Genomic DNA, 24,112 nt, shown 5'->3' with positions numbered 1-24,112 from the left:
AAAGTTCATCATTTTGTCGCTTTTTGTAATAGGATTTAAAAATGATTCTTTTTACTTAATCACTCTAAGTCGAAATACATATGTTGGATAAAGTAATCCAGACACATTTAAGACTTTTTGATTAGTAGTGATGCGGGTTTCTTTATATATTGGACATGAAAAAATCCCCTTCCGGTGGAAGGGGATGAGTGATACTCGATTAACGTTTATTACGGTTGCGCAAGAACGTTGGGATATCCAGCGTATCATCGCTTGATTGTGTATTTTGTCTCGGCTGAGATGATGACTGCTGATGTTCCTCACGTTTTACTTCACGTTTTTGAGGAATGGATTGATTTTGCTTTAATCCTTGCCCTAATGGATTTCTTTGTGGTTTTGACACCTCTGGCTCTTGCTCAATAAATCCAGTTGCGATCACGGTTACCACAATCTCATCCTTCAAGTTATCATTAATGACAGAACCGAAAATCATGTTTACATCTTCATCAGATGCAGAAGCCACAATGTCCGCTGCTTCTTGTACCTCATAAAGACTTAGGTTCGTACCACCAGTAATATTCATGATGACACCTTGTGCACCGTCGATTGCCGTTTCTAGAAGTGGTGAAGAAATAGCTTTCTTCGCAGCTTCAGCGGCACGATTTTCACCAGTCGCAACACCGATACCCATAAGAGCAGAACCTTTATTGGACATGATCGTTTTCACGTCAGCAAAGTCAAGGTTAATTAAACCTGGTGTGGCAATAAGATCTGAGATCCCTTGAACACCTTGTCGTAGCACGTTATCTGCTGCACGGAATGCTTCAAGCATTGGCGTGTTTTTATCAACAATTTCAAGCAAGCGATCGTTTGGAATCACAATTAAAGTGTCAACTGCTTCTTTCATAGAAGCAATTCCTTCAACTGCTTGAAGCTGACGCTTTCTTCCTTCAAATGTGAAAGGACGAGTCACGACTCCAACTGTCAATGCACCAGAATCTTTTGCGATTTTTGCAATGACAGGTGCAGCACCCGTACCAGTTCCACCGCCCATACCAGCAGTAACAAAGACCATGTCTGCGCCTTTTAATACTTCTTCAATCTGTTCTTTGCTTTCCTCAGCAGCTTTTTTACCGACTTCAGGATTCGCACCTGCTCCAAGCCCTCTTGTCAACTTAGCACCGATTTGCATTTTCGTTTCTGCTTTTGATAGATTTAAAGCCTGTGCATCTGTGTTGACTGCAATGAAATCGACACCTTGTACGTCATTTTCGATCATTCGGTTGACAGCGTTATTTCCGCCTCCACCTACTCCGATTACTTTAATTGATGCTAGGCCGTCTATATTTGTTTCAAACTCCAACATGCTGAATCCTCCTAATCCGTCGAAAATCTAATTCTATTCCCAGAACATATTAAATAGTTTTTTCATTTTGCCCGGTTTTTTATTTGTCTCTTCTTGTGCTTTTTGTTTTACTTTCGGTCTTGGCTGCGCTTCTTTCACTTGTGGTGCAGAAGAAACCGGCTCCATGGATGCGCCTACTTCATGAAACGCCTCATCCGGCATTTGGAATCCAACCTGTCTGCCCTGAATCTTTGCATTGCGATAAGCAAAGTGGATCAGACCCACTCCTGTCATATACTGAGGTTCTCTCACCCCAATATAATTCGGACTTGCAATTCTAACATTGTTTTGCAAGACCGTTTGTGCAAGAGAAAGGATACCTGGTATAGCTGCCTGTCCACCTGTTAAAACGAATCCTCCAGGCAAATCATGGACACCCATATTTCTTAATTCCTCTGCCACAAAGAGCAAGATTTCTTCCAGCCGCGCCTCGATGATATTAGCCGCTTCAAGCTGTGTATACGTCTGTTTCTGATCGGTACCGATGACAGAAACTTCAAATGTTTCCTCAGACGATGCCTCATCATAAAACGCATGTCCAAATTGTTTTTTGATTCGTTCAGCTTCTTCAGTAGAAGTTCTAAGTCCTATAGACAAATCTTTTGTAATGTTCTCTCCGCCCAAAGGGATACTGTGAGTAGAATAGAGATGCCCGTTTTCAAATACGGAAATCGTTGTAGATCCGCCGCCAATATCGACGAGAGCTACCCCTAGATTTTTTTCATCTTTCGATAATGCTGCTGAGCCCGATGCGAGCGGCTGCAAGCAAATATCCATAATTTCAATTCCAGCTCTTTCTACACATCGGAGCCAGTTATGTAGAATCGTCTTAGAACCTGTAATTAACGTTCCATCCACCTCTAGCCGAACACCAAGCATTTTTTTCGGATCAGTGATCTCATCTCTTCCGTCGACGATAAATTGTCTCGGGATGACGTCTACGACGAGATGTTCTTGAGGAATAGATACTACCTGTGCAGCATCTAAGACACGTCTCACATCTTCAGCATGTATTTCTTTGTTTTCACTAGATACTGCGACCACGCCGCTCGTGTTCTGAATATGAATGTGGTTTCCGTTAATTCCGACAATCGCCTTTTGTAAAGGAAAACCTACCATTCTTTCAGCCTGTTCAAATGCTTGTCTAATAGAATGAACTGTCTCATCTATATCAACAATCGATCCTTTTTTTAACCCTTCTGAAGGGACATTTCCAACACCTATAATGTTAAGCGAATCATCCGCCATTTCTCCGACGATGACTTTTATATTGGATGTACCGATGTCAAGGCTGACGTAAATTTCATTGTTGTTCATTCTATGGCACCTCCTCACATATCAATACTTTCTATTCTATTATTTGCTGAACAACAATACAATGAATGTGTTTTTACAAGTGTGTAACAAAACTTAAAAAATCAACATTTTTTATTAGGATTACTGAAAATATTCGTTACATCATATGTATATCCTTTTTTATGACTCACTTTTTTTCTTTTTTTCTCTAGAAATTGTCCATTTTGTTAGTAGAATTCTGCGAATAACTGCTATATTTTGAAACAATCTAACGCCGAAAGCAAACATTCCGACTAAATACAAGTCTACACCAAGATGGACGCCCAGAAAAGCTAAACTTATTGCAAGTATAATATTAAAGAAAAAGCCTGATACAAACACTAGTTCATCGTATGCCCCTTGCAGATGTGCCCTGATTCCACCAATCAATGTATCAAGCGCAGCAAGTACAGCGAGGGAAAGATAATTAGAATACTCATTCGGTATCGTAAAATTTGTTAAGAAACCGATCGCAACTCCTATGATTAAGCCAAGTACAGGAAGCCACATTAAGATTTTCCCTCCTTTACATCGTCAAGAGGCTTCAACTCGTTTAACTGAATTGCACCGTCATATGCTTTTAATTGAATTTGCTGCTTCGGCTGGCTAATACTTAAGCCGAAATTTTCCTGAGCAAACAAATCACCAATATCTGATACATTTAAACGGCTGTATAATTTGTCGGCCTGGTCGCTGATCATCTTGATGGTCACTTCATCACCATCTAAGCTGTAGCCATCCATTTTCGTCGTACCATTAATATCTCGAATCACACTTGTATTAATCACACGGTGGTCATTAATAGAAATATGTTTTGCTCCATACATATTGGCTTCGTTGATTAGCTTTTTCAGAAGATCAGGGGGGATATTTTTCACTTCTTCCCCGGTCAGATCCTTGGAGAAGAGCTGAGAGATGTCAACTTCAATTCCCTCCCCTGTCACTTCTGTAAAACCAGCCTTTTCTTTTAAATCTTTTAATGTTTTAGTTAGTTGAGCTTCTTTTGATTGATCTCCTTGACGACCATACTTTTTCAGCATTTCATCGTATTTATCAATTTCTTTCAGTAAATCCAATTCTTTACTTTTAGATGCAGATAAATCCTCTCTTAGCTCCCACACATCGCGAGTATCACGAACTTTGGGCTTTTGCAATGAATTAAATTGGATGGAGACCATGATGCCGAATATCACCATTAAGGCTGTCAAACTAAGTAAAGGCTTCTTTTTCCTCAACACCACTCACCTTTTCACTTTTAATCTTTGTGTTTTAAAAGAGGATTCATACGAATATCCTTTTTTTCAATCGTCATCGAAATGTGATCACTTGTCAGCTGATCGACTACTCCTCCTGCAATATTTAATGCAGGTATTAACACAGCCGGATCACCAATAGCAGAAATAACAAATGGCGCTGGATGCTGAACACCGTCAACTGTGACAACTGGGCCGTTACAATGTATGTATGATTGGTGTGTAATTCTCTGTCCATTAATAGATACGGCAGAGGCCCCTGATATAAACAGTTCGTTTATCACATGAAAAATGTGGCTCTCATGAACAATGTAATTATTGACATTTTGTCCACTCGGGATATAAGATGCATCTTCAAGGGATACTTTTACCCCTTTTCCTTTTACACCGATCTCTCCTGTAAACATCCTGTATTTCTCAACATCTTCCAATACATTAAAATACTGCTCTTTTTCATTTTTCAAATTGGACTCAGTGGCTTGAACCTGTGATTGAAGACTGTATAATTCTTTTTCAAGTTTCTGATTCGCCTTTTCTTGCTTTGTCAGCTGACTTTTCAAGGAGTATTCTTTTTTCCATTGCTCTGTTCGAATGACATCTGCCTGATGCTGCTTAGTATATTGGTATGAAAAAGAAATCAGAAAACCAAGAACAAGCATGACAATTGAGAATATAACTGTTTTGCCTCTCAACGTTCATCTTCCTTTTTCTTAGATTTAAACGCTTCAAAATACGTCGCGACTTCCATATGGATTGTGCCTTTTTCTGATGGCGAAAGTTCTTTTACAATGGCAGGATAGGTTTTCATTTTATCAGCGAATGTTTTAATTGATGCAATCACGGTGTTCCCGTCATTCATATAAAATTTAACGAGCCACTGGTTTGAGCTTGTCGGCACATAATATATTTCTGAGATGAGTTCCTGAATAGAGGCTGGCAGCTGATTTAAAGTTCTAACCGTTTGCTTCAGCTTCTCTTTATTGTCCCAATCAACAAAAATAGGTCCTGCATGACTTGGTGTGACTTCTTCTGGCAATACTGTCCCATTTTCAAGAAGCTCATAGTATAGATTTCCCTTTTGAAGATAAGCAATATTGGCATATTCTTTGACAGCAATACTAACCTTATTTGGAAAATGTTTTTTAATACTGACACTTTTAATCAGTTTGTTTTGTTTAATATGATCTGCTGTTAAATCTTTATTTAAATTCCAAAACTCTGTTTCGCCTTCTTTAATCTGGGAAAGTTTCACAAGCTGTTTTGTAGGGACATGCTCGTTACCCGTAATAGTTAAAGAAGAAATTTTACTGATTGGTGTCTGCAAATAAATAATGATTAAAACCATGATAAAAAACAGTAGAATAAAAGAGATTAGTCTCCGATTCGCTTTCTGCTTCCTTTGTTCTTTAATTTTAGGAATCCGTTCTTCTATATTGACGATCTTTTCATTTTCATGATCAGGCCGCATATATATTCTTCACCCCATTCAAAGCTGCTTGTCCACACCTTTGGGTCATCATTTTGATGAGAAAACAAACGGCATTCTTCATGCCGTTTGTTTTCCTGTGATGCCATCATTCATAAAACTTGCTTTTAATTTGCTTCACCGATAATTTCTACTTCTGTATGCATATCTACATTGTAGTCATCTTTAATTTTCTTTTGGATGTACTGAATTAAGTCCAGCACGTCTTGAGCAGTAGCCCCGCCAGCGTTCACAATAAAGTTTCCATGCATGTCAGAGATTCTTGCTCCGCCAATTTGGTACCCTTTTAAATTCGCTTTTTCTACAAGCTGTCCTGCATATTCAGGCAGCGGATTTCGAAAAATACTTCCCGCACATGGTCGATTATAAGGCTGTGTTTCCTTGCGATAGTCTTTATTTTGCTGCATTTTCTTTGTGATTTTCTCGCGATCATCCTGTTTTAACTTAAACACGGCCTCGAGAACAATGCCTGGTCGTTCCTTTTGAAGGACAGACGTTCTGTAGCTAAAGTTCATCTGCTCATTTGTTAGCCATTCGATGCTTCCATCTTCAAATAAAATTCTCGCTTTCACAAGAATCTTACTGATATCAGATCCGTGCGCACCTGCGTTCATATAAACAGCGCCGCCAATAGACCCTGGAATACCAGCTGCAAATTCCAGCCCTGAAAGACCCTGCTTACTAAGAGACGTTGCAAGCCTTACAACAGAATAGCCGCCGCCAACTGTAATTTCTTCACCATTTACAGTTAAGTGATCAAGTCCAGCGCCTAACTTCAGGACGACACCGCGTATTCCTTTATCAAGTACGAGTAAATTTGATCCTCTTCCAATAACCGTCCAGTCCGCATGGTGTTTTTTTATCTGATCCATGATCGTTTTAACTGCATCAATATCTTTAGGAACGATCAATAGATCAGCCGGCCCGCCTATTTTCATTGTCGTATGATTTGCAAGCGGCTCATTTTCAAGCACTTTACCGACTTGCGCTTCTAATAATTCATTCTTCAAGTTCTCCATATTACCCTCCGCCTTACCTAATATCATTCCATCATGTAGTCGTAATTTCTTTTAATACATTATATAAACGTCCAGCCGCATCTGGTACTCCGAGTTCTTTTGTTAAACGGCTCATTTCGTTTAATTTTTCTTCATGACCAGCAATTTCATCAATGGCATGAAGGAGGCTCTCTCCAGAAAGCTCTGATTCTCTTAAAACGATTGCAGCGTCATGCTTTTCTAGTGATCTTGCATTGATTTCCTGGTGATTTGCCGTCACGTATGGACTTGGAATAAAAATAGTTGGAATTCCAAGGGCTGTCACTTCAGCAATCGTTGTGGCTCCCGCTCTTGCAACAATCACATCAATCGATTTCAAGTACTCCGGCATTTGATGCAAGAAAGGCTTTGTAATCATATTAGGTGCTGCACCTTTTTCCTTTAGTTCGTTCAGCACTTTTTCATAATGAACCTCACCTGTGATATATAAAAGCTGATAGTTCTTAGCCTTTAATTCATCTTGCATGTCAATAACTGCTCTATTAATCGGCGCAGCCCCCCGGCTCCCGCCAAAAATAAGAACCGTTTTTTTCTTTTCATCCAGCCCAAACTCCTTCAGAGATTTCCCCTCTTTTATAGAGACGACTTCAGAGGCTCTAGGGTTTCCCGTAAATACAACCTTTTCAGATGGAAAATGTGCCTTTGCTTCTTCAAAACAGATGGCTACCTTATCAACATACCTTGCTAAAAACTTATTTGTGATACCAGGCAGGCTGTTCTGTTCGTGAATAATGGTCGGAATCTTCAGCTTAGAAGCTGCATAAACAACAGGGCCGCACACATAACCACCTGTTCCAATGACCGCATCTGGCTTAAATTCCTTTAAGTAAGATTTGCTTTTTTGAACGCCTTTTAGAAATCTCATCACCGTTTTTACATTATCAAAGGAAAGCTTTCTTTTAAAACCTGAAATTTCTATGGACTTGAAAGGGATATTTTCTCTTTCTACAATTTTCTTTTCAAGTCCATTTTCAGTACCAATATATAAAAATTCTACATCAGGATGCAGTCTTTTCACTTCTTTAATAAAAGCTAAGGCCGGATAAATATGTCCGCCTGTTCCGCCTCCACTGATTACTATACGCATTATACCATTTCCCCTCAATTTTTTTCTGCTCTGAACAAAGTATAAACCCTGTTTTAAACAACAGGGCTCCGTTAAAACCTGTAAAGAAGAGGTAAAAAACATGTTTTCGGATACTAAAGCTGTCTTTTTCACTCTTCAAATCATTTTTTTGTACTTTTGCAAAATAAATGTCATCATGGTTTCATGAACTAGCAGCATTAGTATCTAGCGTACCTGCTTACATTCAAGAGTACGCCAATGGCCATCAGCATTAATGTCAGTGATGAGCCGCCATAACTTAGGAATGGGAGCGTGATACCTGTCACAGGGATAAGTCCAGTAACAACTGCGATATTAATCATCACTTGAATGGCAACCATTGAAATAATGCCAACTGCTAGGAAACTTCCATATAAGTCTGGGGCTCCAAGTGCTATTCGTATGCCTCTCCATAATAGAACACTAAAGAGCAGCAAAATGAGTGATCCTCCTATAAAGCCAAGTTCTTCAGACAATATTGCAAAGATGAAGTCTGTTTGAGGCTCAGGTAAATAAAAGAATTTTTGTCTACTTTGACCGAGACCCATCCCGAACAAACCGCCTGGACCAACAGCGTATAAGGATTGAATAATTTGAAACCCACTGCCTAGTGGATCTTCCCAAGGATTTAAGTACGATGTAATTCGTTTTATGCGGTAGGGCGCTGATAAGACTAGTGCAGCAAATCCGCTGAGCCCTAAAAGACCGAGAAATATAAAGTGAGCAATTCTCGCACCTGAAACAAATATCATAATAATACAGGTTCCAACCATTACCGTCCCTGTTCCCAAATCTGGCTGCAGCATGATGATGGCAAATGCAGAAAACACAATGCCTAATGCTGGTGCGAAACCTTTACGAAAGGATGTGATATTTTTTTGTTTTTCAGATAAGAATTTTGCAAGAAACGCAATCATCGCAAGCTTCATAAATTCAGAGGGCTGAATACTAAACGCACCGACACCGATCCAGCTTCTTGATCCATTTCTCTCCATACCGATACCAGGAATAAGTACAAGCAGCAAAAGGAGAAAACAAACAGCAATCAATATCTTTGACCAAGTCCGCCACGTCCAATAATCAACTCGCATAATGAAAAACATCGCGATAACTCCGATTCCGGCAAACAAAAGCTGTCTTTTTGCAAAATAAAACGAATCATCAAATTTATACGATGCCCACACAGCACTAGCGCTGTACACCATAATTAAACCAATCGTCAATAAAAGTAACGTAATGACAACAAGCAAAAAGTCCGGAGAAGTTTTCTTATTCGTCAAGAGACCGACACCCCAAGCATAATTTCATTTGGGCTGTCAGTCATACGAGAGACAAGCCCTTATTTAAGCATATGCACGGCGTTTACAAACATGTCTCCACGTTCTTCAAATGTTTTATGCTGATCCCAGCTTGCACAAGCCGGGGATAATAAAATCACGTCTTCTTCTTCAGAAATGTTAAACGCCGCAGGTACTGCTTGTTCAACATTATCGACATGTTTTACGTGATGTATTCCCAGTTCTTCACCAAGCTTCACAAACTTAGGTGCCGTCTCACCAAATGTGATAATTCCTTTTACATTTTTCATAAAAGGTTTCAATTCATCAAATTCATTGCCGCGGTCAAGTCCGCCGGCTAATAAAATAGTCGGCTGCTCAAAAGCTGACAATGCTTTACTTGTTGCCAGTATATTGGTGGCTTTACTATCGTTATAGAATTTTCTGCTTTGAATTGTATCTACAAACTGCAGACGGTGCTTCACTCCACTAAATGTCGTGAGAACGTGTGCGATTGCTTCATTTGAACAGCCTGCATTTTTCACGACACAAATAGCTGCCAAAATATTTTCTTGGTTATGCTCACCAGGAAGAACAACATCCTTTAAATCGATGATATGTTCATTCATGTAGTAGATCGCACCATTTTTAATATACGCACCATGTTCTACTTGCTCTTTCACGGAGAAAAACACTTTTTTTGCTTTTGAAGCTTCAGCCAGTTTTACGACTGATGGATCATCGAGGTTAATGACTGCTATGTCATCATCCAGTTGATGTGCGTAAACTTTCTGCTTTGCTTTTTCATATTCATCACGAGTGTGGTGATAGTCTAAATGTGCATCAAAAATATTTAATATTAAGCTGATTTTAGGTCTGAATTCAACTGTTCCCATTAACTGAAAAGAAGAGAGTTCAGTTACGATCCACTCATCACCAGCTGCCTTTGCAGCGACTTCGCTGGCAACTGTGCCAATATTACCTGCCACTAAAGTTTTTTGACGGTCTTGTTTCAACATTTCATAAATCAAAGTCGTGGTAGTGGTTTTTCCATTTGATCCAGTAATCCCAATAAAAGGAGCTGAGGTTAAATGATAAGCTAATTCTATTTCCGTCCAAACTGGAATTTGGCGGCGAAGCGCCTCTTGAACCATCATATTTTCATATGGAATTCCTGGATTTTTAATTAAAATCGTAATTTCTTTATCATCGAACATACGAAGAGGATGGCTGCCGCAAATGACATCAATCCCCTTTTCAGAAAGAAGCTGAGCAGGTTCATTTTCTTCAAACGGCTTTTGGTCATTTACTATGACATTTACTCCATGCTCATGAAGAATTGAAGCTGCCGCATATCCGCTTTTTGCAAGACCTAATACTAGTACATTTTCGTTTTTTAACATTTGCATCTTATTCAATTATAACCACACCTCGATGTAAATTCCTAAAACAGCAAGTAATAAACCAGCTGTCCAGAAGGTGACAACTACTCTCCACTCAGACCAGCCAACTAACTCATAGTGGTGGTGAAGCGGACTCATCTTAAAGATTCTTTTTCCAGTTGTTTTAAAGGAGATCACTTGAAGAATAACAGATAACGTTTCGACAACAAATACTCCTCCAATAATGACAAGCAAAATTTCAAGCTTTGTTAAAATGGCAATCGCTACAATCGCTCCGCCTAAAGCAAGCGACCCTGTATCACCCATAAATACTTTTGCAGGATGCGCGTTAAACACAAGAAACCCAAGAACGGCTCCAGCAACAGCTACTGAAAAGATCGCTACATCGTACTGTGATTGATTCCAAGCCAGTATAGCAAAGGCTCCGAAGGCAATTGCAGCAGTTCCAGATAATAGACCATCCAGTCCATCCGTTAAGTTCACGGCATTAGAACCTCCGACAAGCATGAAAACGACAAGGATAAAATAAGCCCATCCTAAATCAAAGCTGACATCTGTTCCTGGAATGCGAATCGTCGTTGCAAACTGATAATAATGGAAGACTGCATAAAAAATCACTGCGATCACGATTTGACCGATTAATTTCTGTTTCGATGTTAAACCTAGGTTTCGTTTCATCGCTACTTTAATATAATCATCTAAAAATCCTAATAGACCGTAGCCAAGCGTGACAAATAACAATAAAAACATTTCTGGACTAATCTCAGAAAATTTGTTGATCATCACAATCGTTGTAATTGTAATAGAAAAGATAATCATAATTCCGCCCATTGTCGGAGTACCTGATTTCTTTTGGTGAGACTGTGGTCCTTCTTCTCTAATACTTTGACCAAATTTAAGCCTTCTTAAAAACGGAATAAAAATCGGGGATAAAAGAACACTGATTAAAAATCCCATTATGATTGTAAACAATATCACCTGTTCAAGCATCGTTCTTTACTCCTTCCGAATTTCCAAAGCCGTTTTCCATCAGAAAATTACATTCATTATTAAGGTATTCATTCACGTTCTTCGTATGTTGTTTTTGTACAAAATGCTTCATTTCATTACACTCTTTTCATCATTTTAAGATTTGTTTAGATCTAAAATAGCGTCCATAGCAACCTTTGCATCATCAAAATCGTAAACTTGATCGCCGACGATTTGATATGTCTCATGACCTTTACCCGCTATTAAGACTGTATCGCCTTTTTTCGCATTGGCAATTGCAAAAAAGATGGCTTGTTTGCGATTCACAAAACTATGATAATATGCGTCTGGCACCCCATTTTCCATATCCTTTAAAATAGCTGAAGGATCTTCGCTTCTTGGATTGTCTGATGTAAATACAGGTTCATCTGCATACTTCACAGCGATTTGGGCCATTTGAGGACGCTTTGTTTTATCACGGTCACCGCCGCAGCCTATCACACAGAAAATTTTGCCCTCTGTTAATTCTCTACACGTTGTCAGGACATTTTCTAAGCTGTCAGGTGTATGGGCGTAATCGACAATAACAGGAAAATCTTGATCACAGTTCACAAGTTCAAATCGGCCTTTGACTCCCTCCAGCTCTTCAATAGCACTTACAATCGTTTCAAATGTTAAGCCAGATACGATCCCTACTGATACAGCTGCTAGGATGTTGTACACATTAAACTTACCGATGAGGGCAACTGTCACATTTTTTGTGCCAATTGGAGTGATCAAATCAAATTGAGTTCCCTTCGGTTTGATTTGAATATTCTTTGCCATCACATCTGCTTTTTGCTCTAAGCCATATGTCATGACTTCAGCAGCTGTAACTTTTTCATAATAACTCGAAGCGTCATCATCTGCATTTAAAATCGCATGCTTTGGCTTATCGTGATGAAAGGCACTGCCAAGCTGTGAAAATAGCAAGCTTTTCGCATGTTTATATTCTTCCATTGTGTTGTGGTAATCAAGATGGTCCTGCGAAAGGTTTGTGAAAACGGCAATATCATAATCACATCCATGTACCCTGCCAAGATGCAGTGCATGTGATGAAACTTCCATAATGGCTGTGTCTACATCTTGGTCAAGCATCTGTTTAAAGGTTTTCTGAAGTGTGACACTTTCAGGTGTAGTGTTTTTCACATCGAGAATGTCATCATTCACCTTCATATACATTGTACCGATTAAGCCTGTTTTCTTTTCAGCTTTTCTCATCATTTGTTCAATCATGTGTGTTGTCGAAGTTTTTCCGTTTGTTCCTGTGATCCCGATGAGATTCAGCTTATGAGTTGGCTGCTCGTAAAACGCATCAGCTATTCTTGCAAGAGCTCTTTGAGAGTGTTTTACAATAATGACTGGTACATCTGATATGTTAAGAGGGTGTTCTGCTACAATCGCTGCAGCCCCGCTTTTCACCGCTTTTTCAGCATAATCGTGTCCATCTACTGTATAGCCTTTTATACAGACAAAAAGGCTTCCTTTTTTCACCTCTCTTGAATCCATTTCAATGGAAGTGATATCAGGATTTTCGTTTATTAATTCGTCATTTTCACTTTTAAAGTATGTAAGGAGTTCTTGTAATTTCATTTCATATCAAACCTCTCAAATTCGTTCACGTGCATGTCTTGTGAAAAAAACACACAGTCTATATTTTATCGTAAAAAAAAGGATACATCCAGCGTATTCCTTAAGTTTCTCTTGGAAAAAACACACTTTAGGCTCTTTTTTTCAAACAGACCTTCTCTTTCAACAAAAAGAGGCAGCCGAATGAGTGCGGCTACCCTCTGTTCATTCTTTATTATTCATCGTTTAAGTATAATCTGATGGTGGAGCCTTCCTTGACCTTTGTCCCGGCAGCAGGTGATTGCTTCACCACTTTACTGCCCGTTCCAGAAGCATCGATCTTAAGGTTAATCAGTAAGGATTCAAGGTCTGAAACAGATCCCCCTACAAGATTCGGTACTTCAATGGTTTTTGTGTCCAGCCACTGGTACTTCTTTTCAATTTGTCCTTTTCTTTTTTTCACACCCATCTCAGGCAGGCTGTCCCGCATAATATGACCCACAATTGGTGCAGCAACTGTCCCGCCAAATTGAATAGTGCCTTTCGGGTTATCTACAGCCACATATACAACGATACTTGGATCATCAGCAGGCGCAAACCCGATAAACGACACAATGTGGTTATTTTCCATGTACTTGCCGTCTTTTACTTTCTGTGCTGTCCCTGTTTTTCCGCCAACTCGATATCCTTCAACAAATGCATTTCGGCCAGTTCCTTGAGCGACTACACTTTCAAGCGCATATCTGATTTCTTTGGATGTTTCTGCTGAAATCACTTTCTTTTTGGCAATCGGTGATTGCTTTTTCACTACCTCTTTTGTGATTGGATCTATCCATTCTTTTGCAATGTACGGCGTGTAAAGTGTTCCGCCATTTACCGCAGCTGCTACGGCAGCTACTTGCTGTATCGGCGTAACAGATACACCTTGACCAAAGGCAGTTGTCGCCTGCTCTACAGGACCAACCCGGTCCAGCGGGAACAAAATACCTCGTCCTTCCCCTTGAAGATCGATTCCTGTTTTTTGGCCAAACCCGAAATTTTTAATATAGGAAAATAATTTATCCTTTCCTAGACGGTCGCCTAGTTCAACAAAACCGGGGTTACAGGAGTTTTGAACCACTTCTAAAAATGACTGTGATCCGTGGCCGCCTTTTTTCCAGCACCTAAGTCTTGCACCATCAACTGTCACAGAACCGCTGTCAAAAAAATGATCGCGTTTTAAATTGACTTTTTTCTCTTCTAGTGCTGCTGCAAGCGTAATAATTTTAAACGTCGAACCTGGCTCATATGTGCTCCACACCGGTAGATTTCGGTTAAACACTTTCGAGTCAACTGATTGATAATCCGCTGGATCAAAATCCGGTCTGCTCGACATCCCAAGCACTTCACCGTTCTTCGGGTTCATCGCAATTGCAATCATCCCATCTGGGTTATATTTTGCCTGCGCATTGTCTAATTCCCGTTCTATAATGGTTTGCACCTTCGCATCGACAGTTAACTTCATATCAAGACCATCTTTAGGCGGTGTATAATCATCTGCTTCATCTGGCATTTTCTGCCCTTTTGCATCGGAATAGAACTTCACAGAGCCTTTTTCACCTTTTAGGTCATCATCATAATAGGCTTCCAGTCCAAGTAACCCTTGATTATCAATTCCAGCGAAGCCCAGCACATGAGAAAGAAAACTGCCAAACGGATAGTGTCTGATGCTGTCTTCTGCAACATAAACACCATCTAAATCAAGCTCTCTGACTTCTTTTGCTTTTTCATGAGATACTTTTCTCCCTTCTGGAGAAATTCGTTCGATGGATGTTTTCTTTGTGACGTGCTTGTACGCTTTCTCTTCAGACATATTCAGTACTGCCGCCAGTTTTTTGCTTGTTTCTGCCGGATCTTTAATTTGCCGCGGGACGACCAATATAGATGGGGCACTTTTGTTCGTCGCAAGCTCTACCCCATTTCGGTCCAAAATATCTCCCCTTTCTGGTTCGAACGGGAGGTTCCGGCTCCATGAATCTTTTGCTAAGCTTGTGAGCTTCTCGCCCATAATAAACTGTACATATCCTAATCTAGTATCTATGATGAAAAAAATGATCACCCCAAACAGCAGCACGAAAAGCAATCGTTTTCTCACTGTTACACTTGATACTCGCACGCCTGGTTCACTCCTTACATACATATGGCTTGTTTCCATCATATGCAGGCCCGTCCTTATGTAGAACGTCTCGTCTATCCCGCTCGGCAAAAGAAAAAACCTAGCAAGTGGTTTGCTAGGTTTTGCAGTTAATTCGGACTTTTAAATGTCACAGTGACGACTTCATCTGAAATCTCCGATCCTCTTTTCACACTTTGTTTGACAGCATATCCTTGTCCCTTTGTTTCGATATGCACACCGGAAATGGATGCATATTGAAGGACTTCCCGTCTCGACCAGCCTGTCATATCAGGCATTTTTATCGTTTTTCCTGCTGTTTTCAAGAAAACTTTCTGGCTTTCAGAGAATTCAGAGCCTGCACTTGGCCACTGTCGTTTAATGGAGAGGCCGTCGCCGATGACAACAGGCGTTAAGTTTTTGTTTTTGGCTTCTGTTTCCGCCTGCTTCACTTCTAAATCTAAGAATGAAGGCATTGTTTCTTGCTTCACTTTTTGTTCGCCTGATTTTTTATCGTCTGTTTTTGTTGGTGCAATATTTAAATATAGCAGACTATTTTTCATCACTGGGTTAAAAATTTGTGCAACTGGGGCAGAGCCAGTTTCTGTGTCAGACAGCTGCGGCTGCTGTACAGCTACATAAACGAGCAGCTTCGGATCATCTTTTGGCGCCATTCCCATAAATGAAAAGACGTAATCGTTTCTTCCTTTGAGATAACCGCCGGCACCGCCAATTTGTCCTGTTCCTGTTTTCCCAGCAACGTCAAATCCTTTGATTTGGTAAGGCTGGCCTGTTCCAATCTTCGAGGAAACCACCTCACCTAAAATGTCACGGACTTGCTTTGCTGTATCAGAGGAAATTGGCTTTCCAGCTACTGTTGGTTCGTGCTGTAAAATTGTTTTGTTTGTGTTCGGGTCTGTAATATGATCAATGACATATGGCTTCATCATCGTTCCGCCGTTTGCTATCGCTGTCGCTGCTTCTATTTGTTGAATCGGTGTAATGGCAGACGCTTGACCGTAAGCCGTCGATGCTTTGTCATATTCGTATCTGTAATTGATTTTACTAGACGCTTCGTTCGGCAAGTCAATACCTGTTTTGTCATAGAAATGGAACTTCTGCAAATATTGTTCGTAGCGCGTGAAGCCTAGTTTTTCTTTTGCCAGCTTTGCAAAAGCTACGTTAGACGAACGGAGAACACCTTCATGAAAGTCAATTTTTCCCCAGCCATTTCCATTGTTGTGGTCTCTTACAAGGCCTCCTCCTACTTTATAAGTACCAGATTGATATTTATCATTGCCTTGGTAGACCCCTTCTTGGATTGCTGCAGCAAGTGTGAAGATTTTCATCGTTGAACCTGGTTCAAACGCATATGAAATGACATCATTGTTATAATTCGTAATGTCTAATTCATTTAAATTAAAGCTTGGCCGCTGTCCCATCGCGAGCACCTTTCCCGTTTTTGGGTCAACGACTGTGGCAATGATTTTCTTCGGTTTATATTTTTTGGCAACCTGCGTCATACTTTCTTCAAGGAACGCCTGGATTTTTTGATCGATAGTCAGCGTGACATTTTTCCCATCCTTCGGAGCGACAATGTCTTCTTTACTATTTGGAAGAGCCCATCCGCTTCTGTCACTGTTATATGTCACATAGCCGTCTTTTTCTTTTAAAAATTTGTTCAGCGCCTTCTCAAGTCCCATCGCGCCTGACATGTCCTTCGTTGCCTCATCTAATCTTGCATAACCGATCAGGTTCGACGCAAACATGCCGTTTGGATAATATCGCTTCGTGTCTTTTTCAAATGCGATCCCTGGAAGCTTTAGCTTTTCAATTTTTTCCTTTGTTGAAAAACTGATGTCTTTCCCAGCTTTACCAAACTCCACTTGGAACGCACCTTTAGTATTCAGACGCTTTAAAATTTCGCTTTCACTCATATCAATGACTTTTGACAGCTCTTTTGCTGTCTTTTCTTTGTCGACGACATGCATCGGGTGCTTTGGGTCGACTGTCATTTTCTTGCTCATGACCGCAATGAGCTTATAAACAGACGTATCCTCTGCAATCACATTTCCATTTCGGTCTAAAATAGACCCTCTTTTGGCTTCAAGTGTTTTCTTCGATTGATATTGTTCATTTGCCTTTGCGGCTAACACTTGGCCATCGACCGTTCCTGTAATCTGAATATAGATAAAACGTGCAAGGATGATAAAGAAAAACAGGGCGAAGCAAATACTCGCAATTGCCGCGCCTCTGTTCATCATTTTATTCTTTTTAGGCATCGCCATCTTAATCGACCTTCTTAACATCTTTCGAAATGCTTAAGCCTGCTTTTTTCGCAGTATCAATGACTCTCTCCGGTTCACTCAGCAAGTCTTTTTCTTTTTGAAGCTCAGTGATCTTCTTCGATTCTAAAGATACTTGCTGTTCTAATTTCTGGACTTCAATATTAGCGTGATAGACAGCAAAGGCTTTAGAAATGATGAGAATGGAGCTGCACATAAGAGCCATGACAAACATGACAAGTAAGATTTTTTCACCAAGTGTGATAGAACCTCTTCTTTTAATAACAACCGATTGGCCTTGCTGCTCTGTTTGATATTGTTTTACTTCTCTTTGGTAAGCCAAATTACTCATAAGAAACCTCCTTTTTATCATCATCTATGGTGTCGTTTTACTTTTTTTCTGCAATTCGGAGCTTCGCTGAACGGGCACGGTTGTTATGTTCCAGCTCTTGTTCTGATGCAACGATTGGTTTTCTCGTGATCAGCTTCAGCTTTGGTTCAAGTCCTTCTGGAATCACTGGTAGTCCGTGCGGAAGTTCTGGAAGAGAAGACATTTCTTTAAATGTACTTTTACAAATCCGGTCTTCAAGTGAATGGAATGTAATGACAGAAATTCTCCCCTTCGGATTGAGTAACTCTATTGCTTGTTCTAGTGCTTCTTCAAAAACTTTCAATTCATCATTTACGGCAATTCGGATCGCTTGAAACACTCTTTTTGCTGGATGTCCGCCAGTTCGTCTTGCAGGTGCGGGAATTCCTTCTTTGATAATGTCGACAAGCTCACCTGTAGTTTCAATTGGTCCTTTTTTTCTAGCTTCTTCAATTTTGCGTGCGATTTGCTTGCTGAATTTTTCTTCCCCATATTTGTAGAAAATCCGAACTAGATCTTCAAATGGCCATTCATTCACCACTTGTTTTGCCGACAATGCGGCTGTTTGATCCATTCGCATGTCAAGAGGTGCATCATGGTGATAACTAAAGCCTCTCTCTGGTGTGTCGAGCTGAGGAGATGAAACCCCAAGGTCAAAAATCACACCGTCTACGCTTGTAATACCTTGTTCATTCAGACGTTCTTTTAAATATCGGAAGTTGCTTTTTATGAAAAGAATGTTCGCTTTAGAATCCGCGAGCTTCTCTCGTGCATGATCCAGTGCAGCATCGTCTTGGTCAAATCCAATCAATGTACCTTTTTCTGATAGTTGAGATAGTAAATATGAGCTATGACCTGCTCCGCCTAGCGTGCAGTCTACATATGTACCGTCTTCTTTGACGTTTAAACCGTCAACTGTTTCTTTTAATAATACTGTCTCATGTTGGAACATGATGTTATGGTCCCACCTTTTTCAAATAGAAATGAATGTGTAGAAAGCTTGCTGCACAAGGGATTATTATATATCAAATCCAATCATGTTTTCAGCAATTTCAGCAAAAGAATCTTCTTGCTCTTCTGTATATTGTTCCCAGATCGACTTACTCCACAACTCAATTCGATTTGAAACGCCGATGACCACACATTCTTTTTCGAGTTTTGCATATTGGAGTAGGTTTGATGCGATGTTAATACGCCCCTGCTTGTCCAGATCGCATTCAACTGCGCCAGAGAAGAAGAACCGGGTAAACGCACGTGCATCTTTTTTCGTTAGCGGCAGTGCTTTGAGTTTCTCTTCGATTAGTTTCCACTCACTCATAGGGTAGCCAAATAAACATTGATCAAGCCCTCTCGTCAGCACAAACTGTTCTCCGAGACCGTCTCTAAATTTAGCAGGGATGATCATGCGCCCTTTTGTATCAATCGTATGTTGGTATTCACCCATGAACATGATAATCAGAGCCCCACTTTCTCACCCTTACTCTCCACTATCCACCACTTCTCTCCACAAAACTTATTTTACACTGTTTCTACATAAAAAAAAACCCTGAACTAGTCAGGGTTCATTAAAACTTTATTTCAAAGTTTGACAATTTGCTGCTTGTTTTGAAATGAAAATGGCAGATTTTTGAACGTTTTGAAGAATTCTGGACCATATTTGTTTAAAAAGTACATGATATTCCAAATTCTTTCTTGCGGGGCATCTAATGGTTTTAAGCTGTTTTCAATCCGTTCAAAATCTCGAAGGATATATCCTTCCTTCTCTTCCACACGCTGCGCCACCTTTTGATAAACAAATTGAAGCTGGTCTTCGATAAATTTGGCATTTTTATCTAGCAGCTGTTCGAAGTTTGGTTCAACCTCCAGTGCTTCTTGCCTCAGTACGCCATGAACATTCGCTAATTCACGTTTCGCCTGATCAACGGCTTGAACAAAGCTGTCTGGAAGGCTTTGCTCAAAGTGAGCCTCTTTCTTTTCTTTTACTCCGTTTGTGAGCACTTCTTCAAGAGAAAGTTCTCTGACCGGCAGCTTCTTATCGATGTGCCTTTCAAGAATGGTCACGTGCAGTCTTGGAAGAACGGGTGCCATCTTTAATTCAAAATGCTCAAAAATTCCTTTCAGTTCTCCCCAATAGTTGACTTCACCGTGGCCTGCCATAAAAGCAAGTGTTGGGAGAAGGGTTTCCTGCATTAAGGGACGCGTCACCACATTGTTGCTGAACCGTTCTGGGTGCTCCTCAATTTCCTGCAAAAGCTCTTCTTTTGTCCACGTAAGCCCCACTTCTGATATAGAAAACTGGCCGTTTTCTTTTTCAATAAGGAAACGCTCTTCATCATATTCGTAAAACAGGTTCGCCTGATTGTCACCAGCTTCTATGATAGGCTGATATCCCGCTCGTTTCATGGCAGCCTGCGTTTCATTCAAACGAGCTGTGACCGCATCATTTGTCTCAACAATATGCTTGAATAACGTACGCTCAAGTGGTTTGACGCCTAAGTCTCCTGAATTAAATAGAAGCAGTCCATCTTCTTCAAAAAGGTCGCATACAATCCATTCAAAGAAATCCGTAAATGTTTGTGATTTGCGTAAACATCGAAGAAGCTGATCAAGCAAGTCATTTGTATACGCAGATTCTTCATATGTTGAAAACACATCGCGGAGCCATTTCTCTGTTTTTTCTTGATGCAGAGGTGTTCTTTTGGCAGCAGTTTTTTTGACGTTATGTAATGGCAGCTTTTGCTTGACTGGACCTTTTTCGCCAGATGTGTAGACAAAATTAATTTCATCTACGTCATGATCCTCACCTGCTACCCAAAAGACTGGAATCACAGGAACGCCAAGCACTGATTCTTTTTCTTTTGCGAACTGAATAATGGATATGATTTTATGTATGGTATAAAGCGGTCCTGTCAGTAGGCCTGCCTGCTGTCCTCCAACCACCATGACACTCCGTTCATCACGGATCTTTTCAATGTTCTGACGCATCGCTGTCGATTCAAACTTTGCGTGGTATGCGCTCATATAATCCGCTAAAGCCTCGCGCGGGAAGCTCATTTCCATGAGATCGTCGTATCTTTTTTTCCATGTGTGCTCAGAATGTATATCATAATCAAAAAAAGCAGTCATCTCTTTTTTTTCTTCTATATAATCACGTATGAATAAATTCTGACTTCGGATGGAAAGTTCAGTCAATTGCATGTTTAGAACTTCCTTTCTTCAATAAATAGTTAGTTTCCCGAAAAAAGTATAGCATGTAAATGAGCTCACTCAAAAGATTTTGTTTGCTTTTTTTCCAATACTTCCAAGCTTCGATTGAAGAAAGTAAGATGTGGCGCCAGAATTTCTTGAGCTTGAGCCTTTTTTAAAAGATAGCCAACGATGGCTTTTCTTTCGGTTTCACGGCCTTTGACGATATCTTGAAGCATTGACGATTGATTGGCGGCCGTTTTCTTACAAATGGAAACGACGTGTGACCAGAGCCGCTCTTTTTCAGCCAGACCTAGAATGGACAATGCTTCCTCAAATGCACATTTCATCATGTATTCATATGCAGGAGTTGCGATCAATTCTCCATTTTTCACATGCAATAAAGCCGTGAGCGGGTTAATACAGACATTGACCAGCAGTTTTTCCTCCAGCACTTTTTTCCATTCATCCGTATAAATCATCTGAAATTGGGCCGGCGTTTCATTCAAAGCATTTCTCACATCAGCTGCATCCTCAGGATGAAAAGCCCCCCACTTGATGACACCAATCCCTGTATGGTTTACTGCATGATCTGATACCTTCATCGCCCCGTGCTCTACAACACCGATATATATCGAATGCGGCGTGTCCCAGTTTTCTAAATCTAATAAGTGGGCCATGCCATTTTGTAAAAATAAGATTCGTTGACGAGGTAATGTGGATAGTTCATCAAGCACCTCTTGCAGCTGGTGATATTTCACCGTCACAATCAGCAGATCAAATACTCCTGTAATCCCTGCCCTTGCCTCCGCAGACGCCAGGAATGTGTCTCCTTTTACCGTTCGCTTAATACCTGATGTTCGAATCTTCTCTGCTTGTTCTTTTCTTCTTGTCAAAACAGTGATGTCATGATGCTGTGATAAATAACTGGCACAAAGCAGACCAATCGCACCGCCGCCAATGATTCCAATGTTCAACTGCCGCACTTCCCTTTTTCTGTTTACTTCATCATATCAACCATTTTAACAGTTTCAAGCCGCGATGCAAAAAGCAGATGGCGCGCCGCGATTGAATTTTTTTAATTTAAAAACTATAATAATAAGTGTAAAAACTTTTTGAGGCGGATGGGATGAAAACGCCTTCAACGACATCACTGTCAACATTATGTGTGTAAGGGGGAAGATCATATGACACAAGTAAAACGACTTCTAATCAATTACAAAACTTTAGAGGAATTTAAACAATTTAAGGAATATGGCATACAAGAACTATCCATGCTTGAAGACCTTGAAAGTAATATGATTGAAAATGACAGCAACTCTCCATTTTACGGGATTTATTTTGGAGATAAGCTGGTTGCACGTATGAGCCTTTATCAAGTGGACGGCTCGACGACAACGTATTTTGACCACAATCATGATTATTTAGAGCTGTGGAAGCTGGAAGTGCTTCCTGGGTATCAGCGTAAAGGGTACGGCGAGGCACTTGTTGATTTCGCCAAATCTTTCGGACTGCCAATCCGGACCAATCCACGCGTCAAATCTGCTGGTTTTTGGGATAAAATGGGCTTTGAAGCGGTAAAATATGATATGGAACGCGACAAAGGTGAAAATCCACTCATCTGGGAACCTGCCCATATTCAAAAGAATACAGGTGAATCCGCTTAATCACTGATGGCAAAACGCCCCTCCTTTCTCTGTGAGGGGCGTTTTCTTATTTAGCATATTCTTTTAAGTTGATATTCTGTTTGACTCTTTCAACAATCCCAATAAGTGCCCGGTAGTCTTCTTCTGTCATTTTTAATTGCCGCTTCAAATGTTCATTTTCTTCTGTGAGCGACTTCAGTTGATGCTGCGTGTCCGCCAGTTCTTCGCGTAAATAAGCTGAGCCAGCCGGTTCTTTTTCAAGCTTCTCTAAAAACTGAATCACTTCTCGCAAGGTCAATTCAGCCTGATCTGAAGTTGCCTTTTCTTCTATCGTTAACGTATTCTGTGGTAAACCCGAGGAATGAATTCCAATCTTTTTACGCAGTTCTTTCCGCTGTTTTTTCGCCAGCTCAATGCCTGCCTGATATTGTTTTCTGACGTATGAGTTCCATCTGAATCCACATGCTGCCGCTGTTCTTGACAATGCTTTCCCGACTTCCTCAAATGCGGAAAGCTGCGTTCCTCCATCTCGAATATGCCTTAAGACGACTTCTGCTAAAAGTAAATCTTCATCTTGTGTCCATGCGTCCTGCCTTGTAATCGTCAATTGATCATCCCCCCCTGAATCTGAATACCACATCATATGCGCTTACTAGAGTAGATAGACTATTTGCAGGAGAGAAACCTAAAAAATAGACAAATAAAAAAACGCAAGGGAAGATTCCCTTACGCTTTTTTATCAAGCATTAGTTGCTTTTTACGTCTTTGCCTTTGTATGTTCCGCAAGATTTGCAGACACGATGAGAAATTTTCATTTCACCGCATTCTGGGCAAGCTACCATACCAGGTACTTGTAGTTTGAAATGCGTACGACGCAATCTTTTTTTCATTTTAGAAGTTCTTCTAAAAGGTACAGCCATTATTCCCACCTCCTTAAAGAGTTAAGATTCATTATTTTCTTCTAAAAGCTTTTTCAAGCCTTCCAGACGCGGATCAATTCGGTTTTGATGTGCATCTTCCGAAATGACCGCCCAGTCATTCCCTTCCTGTGGTGCAGCACCTTTTACGTCTGTTTGGTCGCAAAAGATTTGCATCGGCACTTCAAGAAGAATTTCTTCCTTGACTATAGGCGTTAAGTCGATGATATCGTCTTCTACAACAGATACGTCTTCATCTTCTATATCGTCTGTCTTATGAAGTACAAATAGTTCTTTCGTTGAAATCGCAAATGGATAATTTACATCAACAAGCGTTCTTGAACAAGGCAATGTCATTTCACCTGTGATGGTTAAATCAAATGCGACTTGCTTTGATTCGATCACTCCAGTCCCTTTCACCTCTACCGGTGAAATACGACGTATATCTGAATGAAGGCTAGTAAGTTCATTTAAGTCAACCGTCTCATGAAAATCGAAGCTGTTTTTAGCTTTTTGATGTAACTGATAAACTGTCCATTTCAATTGTATCACCTCTAAGAGCAACAAACATGATTATAGCTTTCATCATGCTATTTGTCAATATTTTTTCTTTACAGTCCTTTGTGATGTCAGAGCGTTGTTTGACATCAGTTCACGGAATGCCTACACTGAAAAAAA

23 protein-coding genes are annotated in these 24,112 nt (G+C 40.3%); 1 reads left to right on the top strand and 22 read right to left on the bottom strand.

Annotated elements, in window-relative coordinates:
* Positions 1-199 precede the first annotated feature (199 nt).
* The 19 genes from ftsZ to AAYR28_RS07185 form a co-directional block, all read right to left on the bottom strand.
* A complete protein-coding gene (gene ftsZ / locus AAYR28_RS07275) occupies positions 200-1,345 on the bottom strand; it encodes a cell division protein FtsZ (protein ID WP_024426931.1) in 1,146 nt (381 codons plus the stop codon).
* Between the two features lie 33 nt (positions 1,346-1,378).
* Positions 1,379-2,701 (bottom strand): cell division protein FtsA, encoded by a 1,323-nt coding sequence (ftsA, locus tag AAYR28_RS07270; RefSeq protein WP_034281692.1) that lies wholly within the window; start codon positions 2,699-2,701, stop codon positions 1,379-1,381.
* Positions 2,702-2,860: 159 nt separating this feature from the next.
* Complete coding sequence (locus AAYR28_RS07265) at positions 2,861-3,229, bottom strand: small basic family protein (protein WP_003210988.1); 369 nt, start codon at positions 3,227-3,229, stop codon at positions 2,861-2,863.
* Complete coding sequence (locus AAYR28_RS07260) at positions 3,229-3,954, bottom strand: DUF881 domain-containing protein (RefSeq protein ID WP_041117315.1); 726 nt, start codon at positions 3,952-3,954, stop codon at positions 3,229-3,231. The genes AAYR28_RS07265 and AAYR28_RS07260 overlap by 1 nt, the downstream gene beginning before the upstream one ends.
* A 20-nt stretch (positions 3,955-3,974) precedes the next feature.
* Positions 3,975-4,664, bottom strand: a complete 690-nt coding sequence (locus AAYR28_RS07255) for a DUF881 domain-containing protein (RefSeq protein ID WP_024424255.1) — start codon at positions 4,662-4,664, stop codon at positions 3,975-3,977.
* A complete protein-coding gene (locus tag AAYR28_RS07250; protein ID WP_061109806.1) occupies positions 4,661-5,440 on the bottom strand; it encodes a cell division protein FtsQ/DivIB in 780 nt (259 codons plus the stop codon). Before AAYR28_RS07250 ends, AAYR28_RS07255 begins: the two co-directional genes overlap by 4 nt.
* Positions 5,441-5,565: 125 nt before the next feature.
* The gene (gene murB / locus AAYR28_RS07245; protein WP_034281685.1) at positions 5,566-6,477 is read right to left on the bottom strand and encodes a UDP-N-acetylmuramate dehydrogenase; all 912 of its coding nucleotides are present in this window, start codon (positions 6,475-6,477) and stop codon (positions 5,566-5,568) included.
* A 31-nt stretch (positions 6,478-6,508) separates the two neighbouring features.
* Entirely contained in the window at positions 6,509-7,603 is a 1,095-nt protein-coding gene (murG, locus tag AAYR28_RS07240) for an undecaprenyldiphospho-muramoylpentapeptide beta-N-acetylglucosaminyltransferase (protein WP_046310860.1), read from the bottom strand.
* Positions 7,604-7,800: 197 nt separating this feature from the next.
* Positions 7,801-8,901, bottom strand: coding sequence for a stage V sporulation protein E (gene spoVE / locus AAYR28_RS07235; protein WP_024424259.1), 1,101 nt, complete (start codon positions 8,899-8,901; stop codon positions 7,801-7,803).
* A gap of 59 nt (positions 8,902-8,960) precedes the next feature.
* Positions 8,961-10,307: a UDP-N-acetylmuramoyl-L-alanine--D-glutamate ligase gene (gene murD, locus AAYR28_RS07230; RefSeq protein ID WP_061109974.1), complete on the bottom strand. Its 1,347-nt coding sequence runs from the start codon at positions 10,305-10,307 to the stop codon at positions 8,961-8,963.
* Between the two features lie 9 nt (positions 10,308-10,316).
* Positions 10,317-11,291 carry a phospho-N-acetylmuramoyl-pentapeptide-transferase gene (gene mraY, locus AAYR28_RS07225; RefSeq protein WP_003211854.1) on the bottom strand — a complete coding sequence of 325 codons (975 nt, stop codon included), beginning with the start codon at positions 11,289-11,291 and terminating at the stop codon, positions 10,317-10,319.
* Between the two features lie 135 nt (positions 11,292-11,426).
* Entirely contained in the window at positions 11,427-12,902 is a 1,476-nt protein-coding gene (locus AAYR28_RS07220; RefSeq protein ID WP_034281683.1) for a UDP-N-acetylmuramoyl-L-alanyl-D-glutamate--2,6-diaminopimelate ligase, read from the bottom strand.
* Between the two features lie 211 nt (positions 12,903-13,113).
* Complete coding sequence (locus tag AAYR28_RS07215) at positions 13,114-15,033, bottom strand: stage V sporulation protein D (RefSeq protein WP_024424263.1); 1,920 nt, start codon at positions 15,031-15,033, stop codon at positions 13,114-13,116.
* Between the two features lie 128 nt (positions 15,034-15,161).
* Positions 15,162-17,312 carry a penicillin-binding protein gene (locus AAYR28_RS07210; RefSeq protein ID WP_034281955.1) on the bottom strand — a complete coding sequence of 717 codons (2,151 nt, stop codon included), beginning with the start codon at positions 17,310-17,312 and terminating at the stop codon, positions 15,162-15,164.
* Between the two features lie 7 nt (positions 17,313-17,319).
* The gene (gene ftsL, locus AAYR28_RS07205; RefSeq protein ID WP_024424265.1) at positions 17,320-17,667 is read right to left on the bottom strand and encodes a cell division protein FtsL; all 348 of its coding nucleotides are present in this window, start codon (positions 17,665-17,667) and stop codon (positions 17,320-17,322) included.
* 37 nt (positions 17,668-17,704) lie between these two features.
* Positions 17,705-18,637 carry a 16S rRNA (cytosine(1402)-N(4))-methyltransferase RsmH gene (gene rsmH, locus AAYR28_RS07200; RefSeq protein ID WP_034281682.1) on the bottom strand — a complete coding sequence of 311 codons (933 nt, stop codon included), beginning with the start codon at positions 18,635-18,637 and terminating at the stop codon, positions 17,705-17,707.
* A gap of 66 nt (positions 18,638-18,703) precedes the next feature.
* Positions 18,704-19,135, bottom strand: a complete 432-nt coding sequence (mraZ, locus tag AAYR28_RS07195; RefSeq protein ID WP_003211163.1) for a division/cell wall cluster transcriptional repressor MraZ — start codon at positions 19,133-19,135, stop codon at positions 18,704-18,706.
* 128 nt (positions 19,136-19,263) lie between these two features.
* Positions 19,264-20,883 (bottom strand): bacillithiol biosynthesis cysteine-adding enzyme BshC, encoded by a 1,620-nt coding sequence (gene bshC, locus AAYR28_RS07190; RefSeq protein ID WP_034281681.1) that lies wholly within the window; start codon positions 20,881-20,883, stop codon positions 19,264-19,266.
* 65 nt (positions 20,884-20,948) lie between these two features.
* Complete coding sequence (locus AAYR28_RS07185) at positions 20,949-21,848, bottom strand: 2-dehydropantoate 2-reductase (RefSeq protein ID WP_034281680.1); 900 nt, start codon at positions 21,846-21,848, stop codon at positions 20,949-20,951.
* Positions 21,849-22,058: 210 nt separating this feature from the next.
* Between AAYR28_RS07185 and AAYR28_RS07180 the strand changes: the two genes are divergently transcribed.
* The gene (locus tag AAYR28_RS07180; RefSeq protein ID WP_007499784.1) at positions 22,059-22,538 is read left to right on the top strand and encodes an N-acetyltransferase; all 480 of its coding nucleotides are present in this window, start codon (positions 22,059-22,061) and stop codon (positions 22,536-22,538) included.
* Between the two features lie 46 nt (positions 22,539-22,584).
* On the opposite strand, the gene gerR is transcribed toward AAYR28_RS07180, so the two are convergent.
* The 3 genes from gerR to AAYR28_RS07165 all read right to left on the bottom strand — a co-directional run bounded on the left by gerR (position 22,585) and on the right by AAYR28_RS07165 (position 23,977).
* Positions 22,585-23,124: a sporulation-specific transcriptional regulator GerR gene (gene gerR / locus AAYR28_RS07175; RefSeq protein WP_061109804.1), complete on the bottom strand. Its 540-nt coding sequence runs from the start codon at positions 23,122-23,124 to the stop codon at positions 22,585-22,587.
* A gap of 139 nt (positions 23,125-23,263) precedes the next feature.
* A complete protein-coding gene (gene rpmF / locus AAYR28_RS07170; RefSeq protein WP_008354700.1) occupies positions 23,264-23,437 on the bottom strand; it encodes a 50S ribosomal protein L32 in 174 nt (57 codons plus the stop codon).
* Between the two features lie 21 nt (positions 23,438-23,458).
* Entirely contained in the window at positions 23,459-23,977 is a 519-nt protein-coding gene (locus AAYR28_RS07165; RefSeq protein WP_019743276.1) for a YceD family protein, read from the bottom strand.
* Positions 23,978-24,112: the final 135 nt, after the last annotated feature.

The organism is Bacillus safensis (assembly GCF_039619585.1).
GTDB classification, from domain to species: Bacteria; Bacillota; Bacilli; order Bacillales; family Bacillaceae; genus Bacillus; species Bacillus safensis.
Note: the sequence above shows the minus strand (reverse complement) of the source record. Positions and strands in the feature narration are given on the sequence as shown.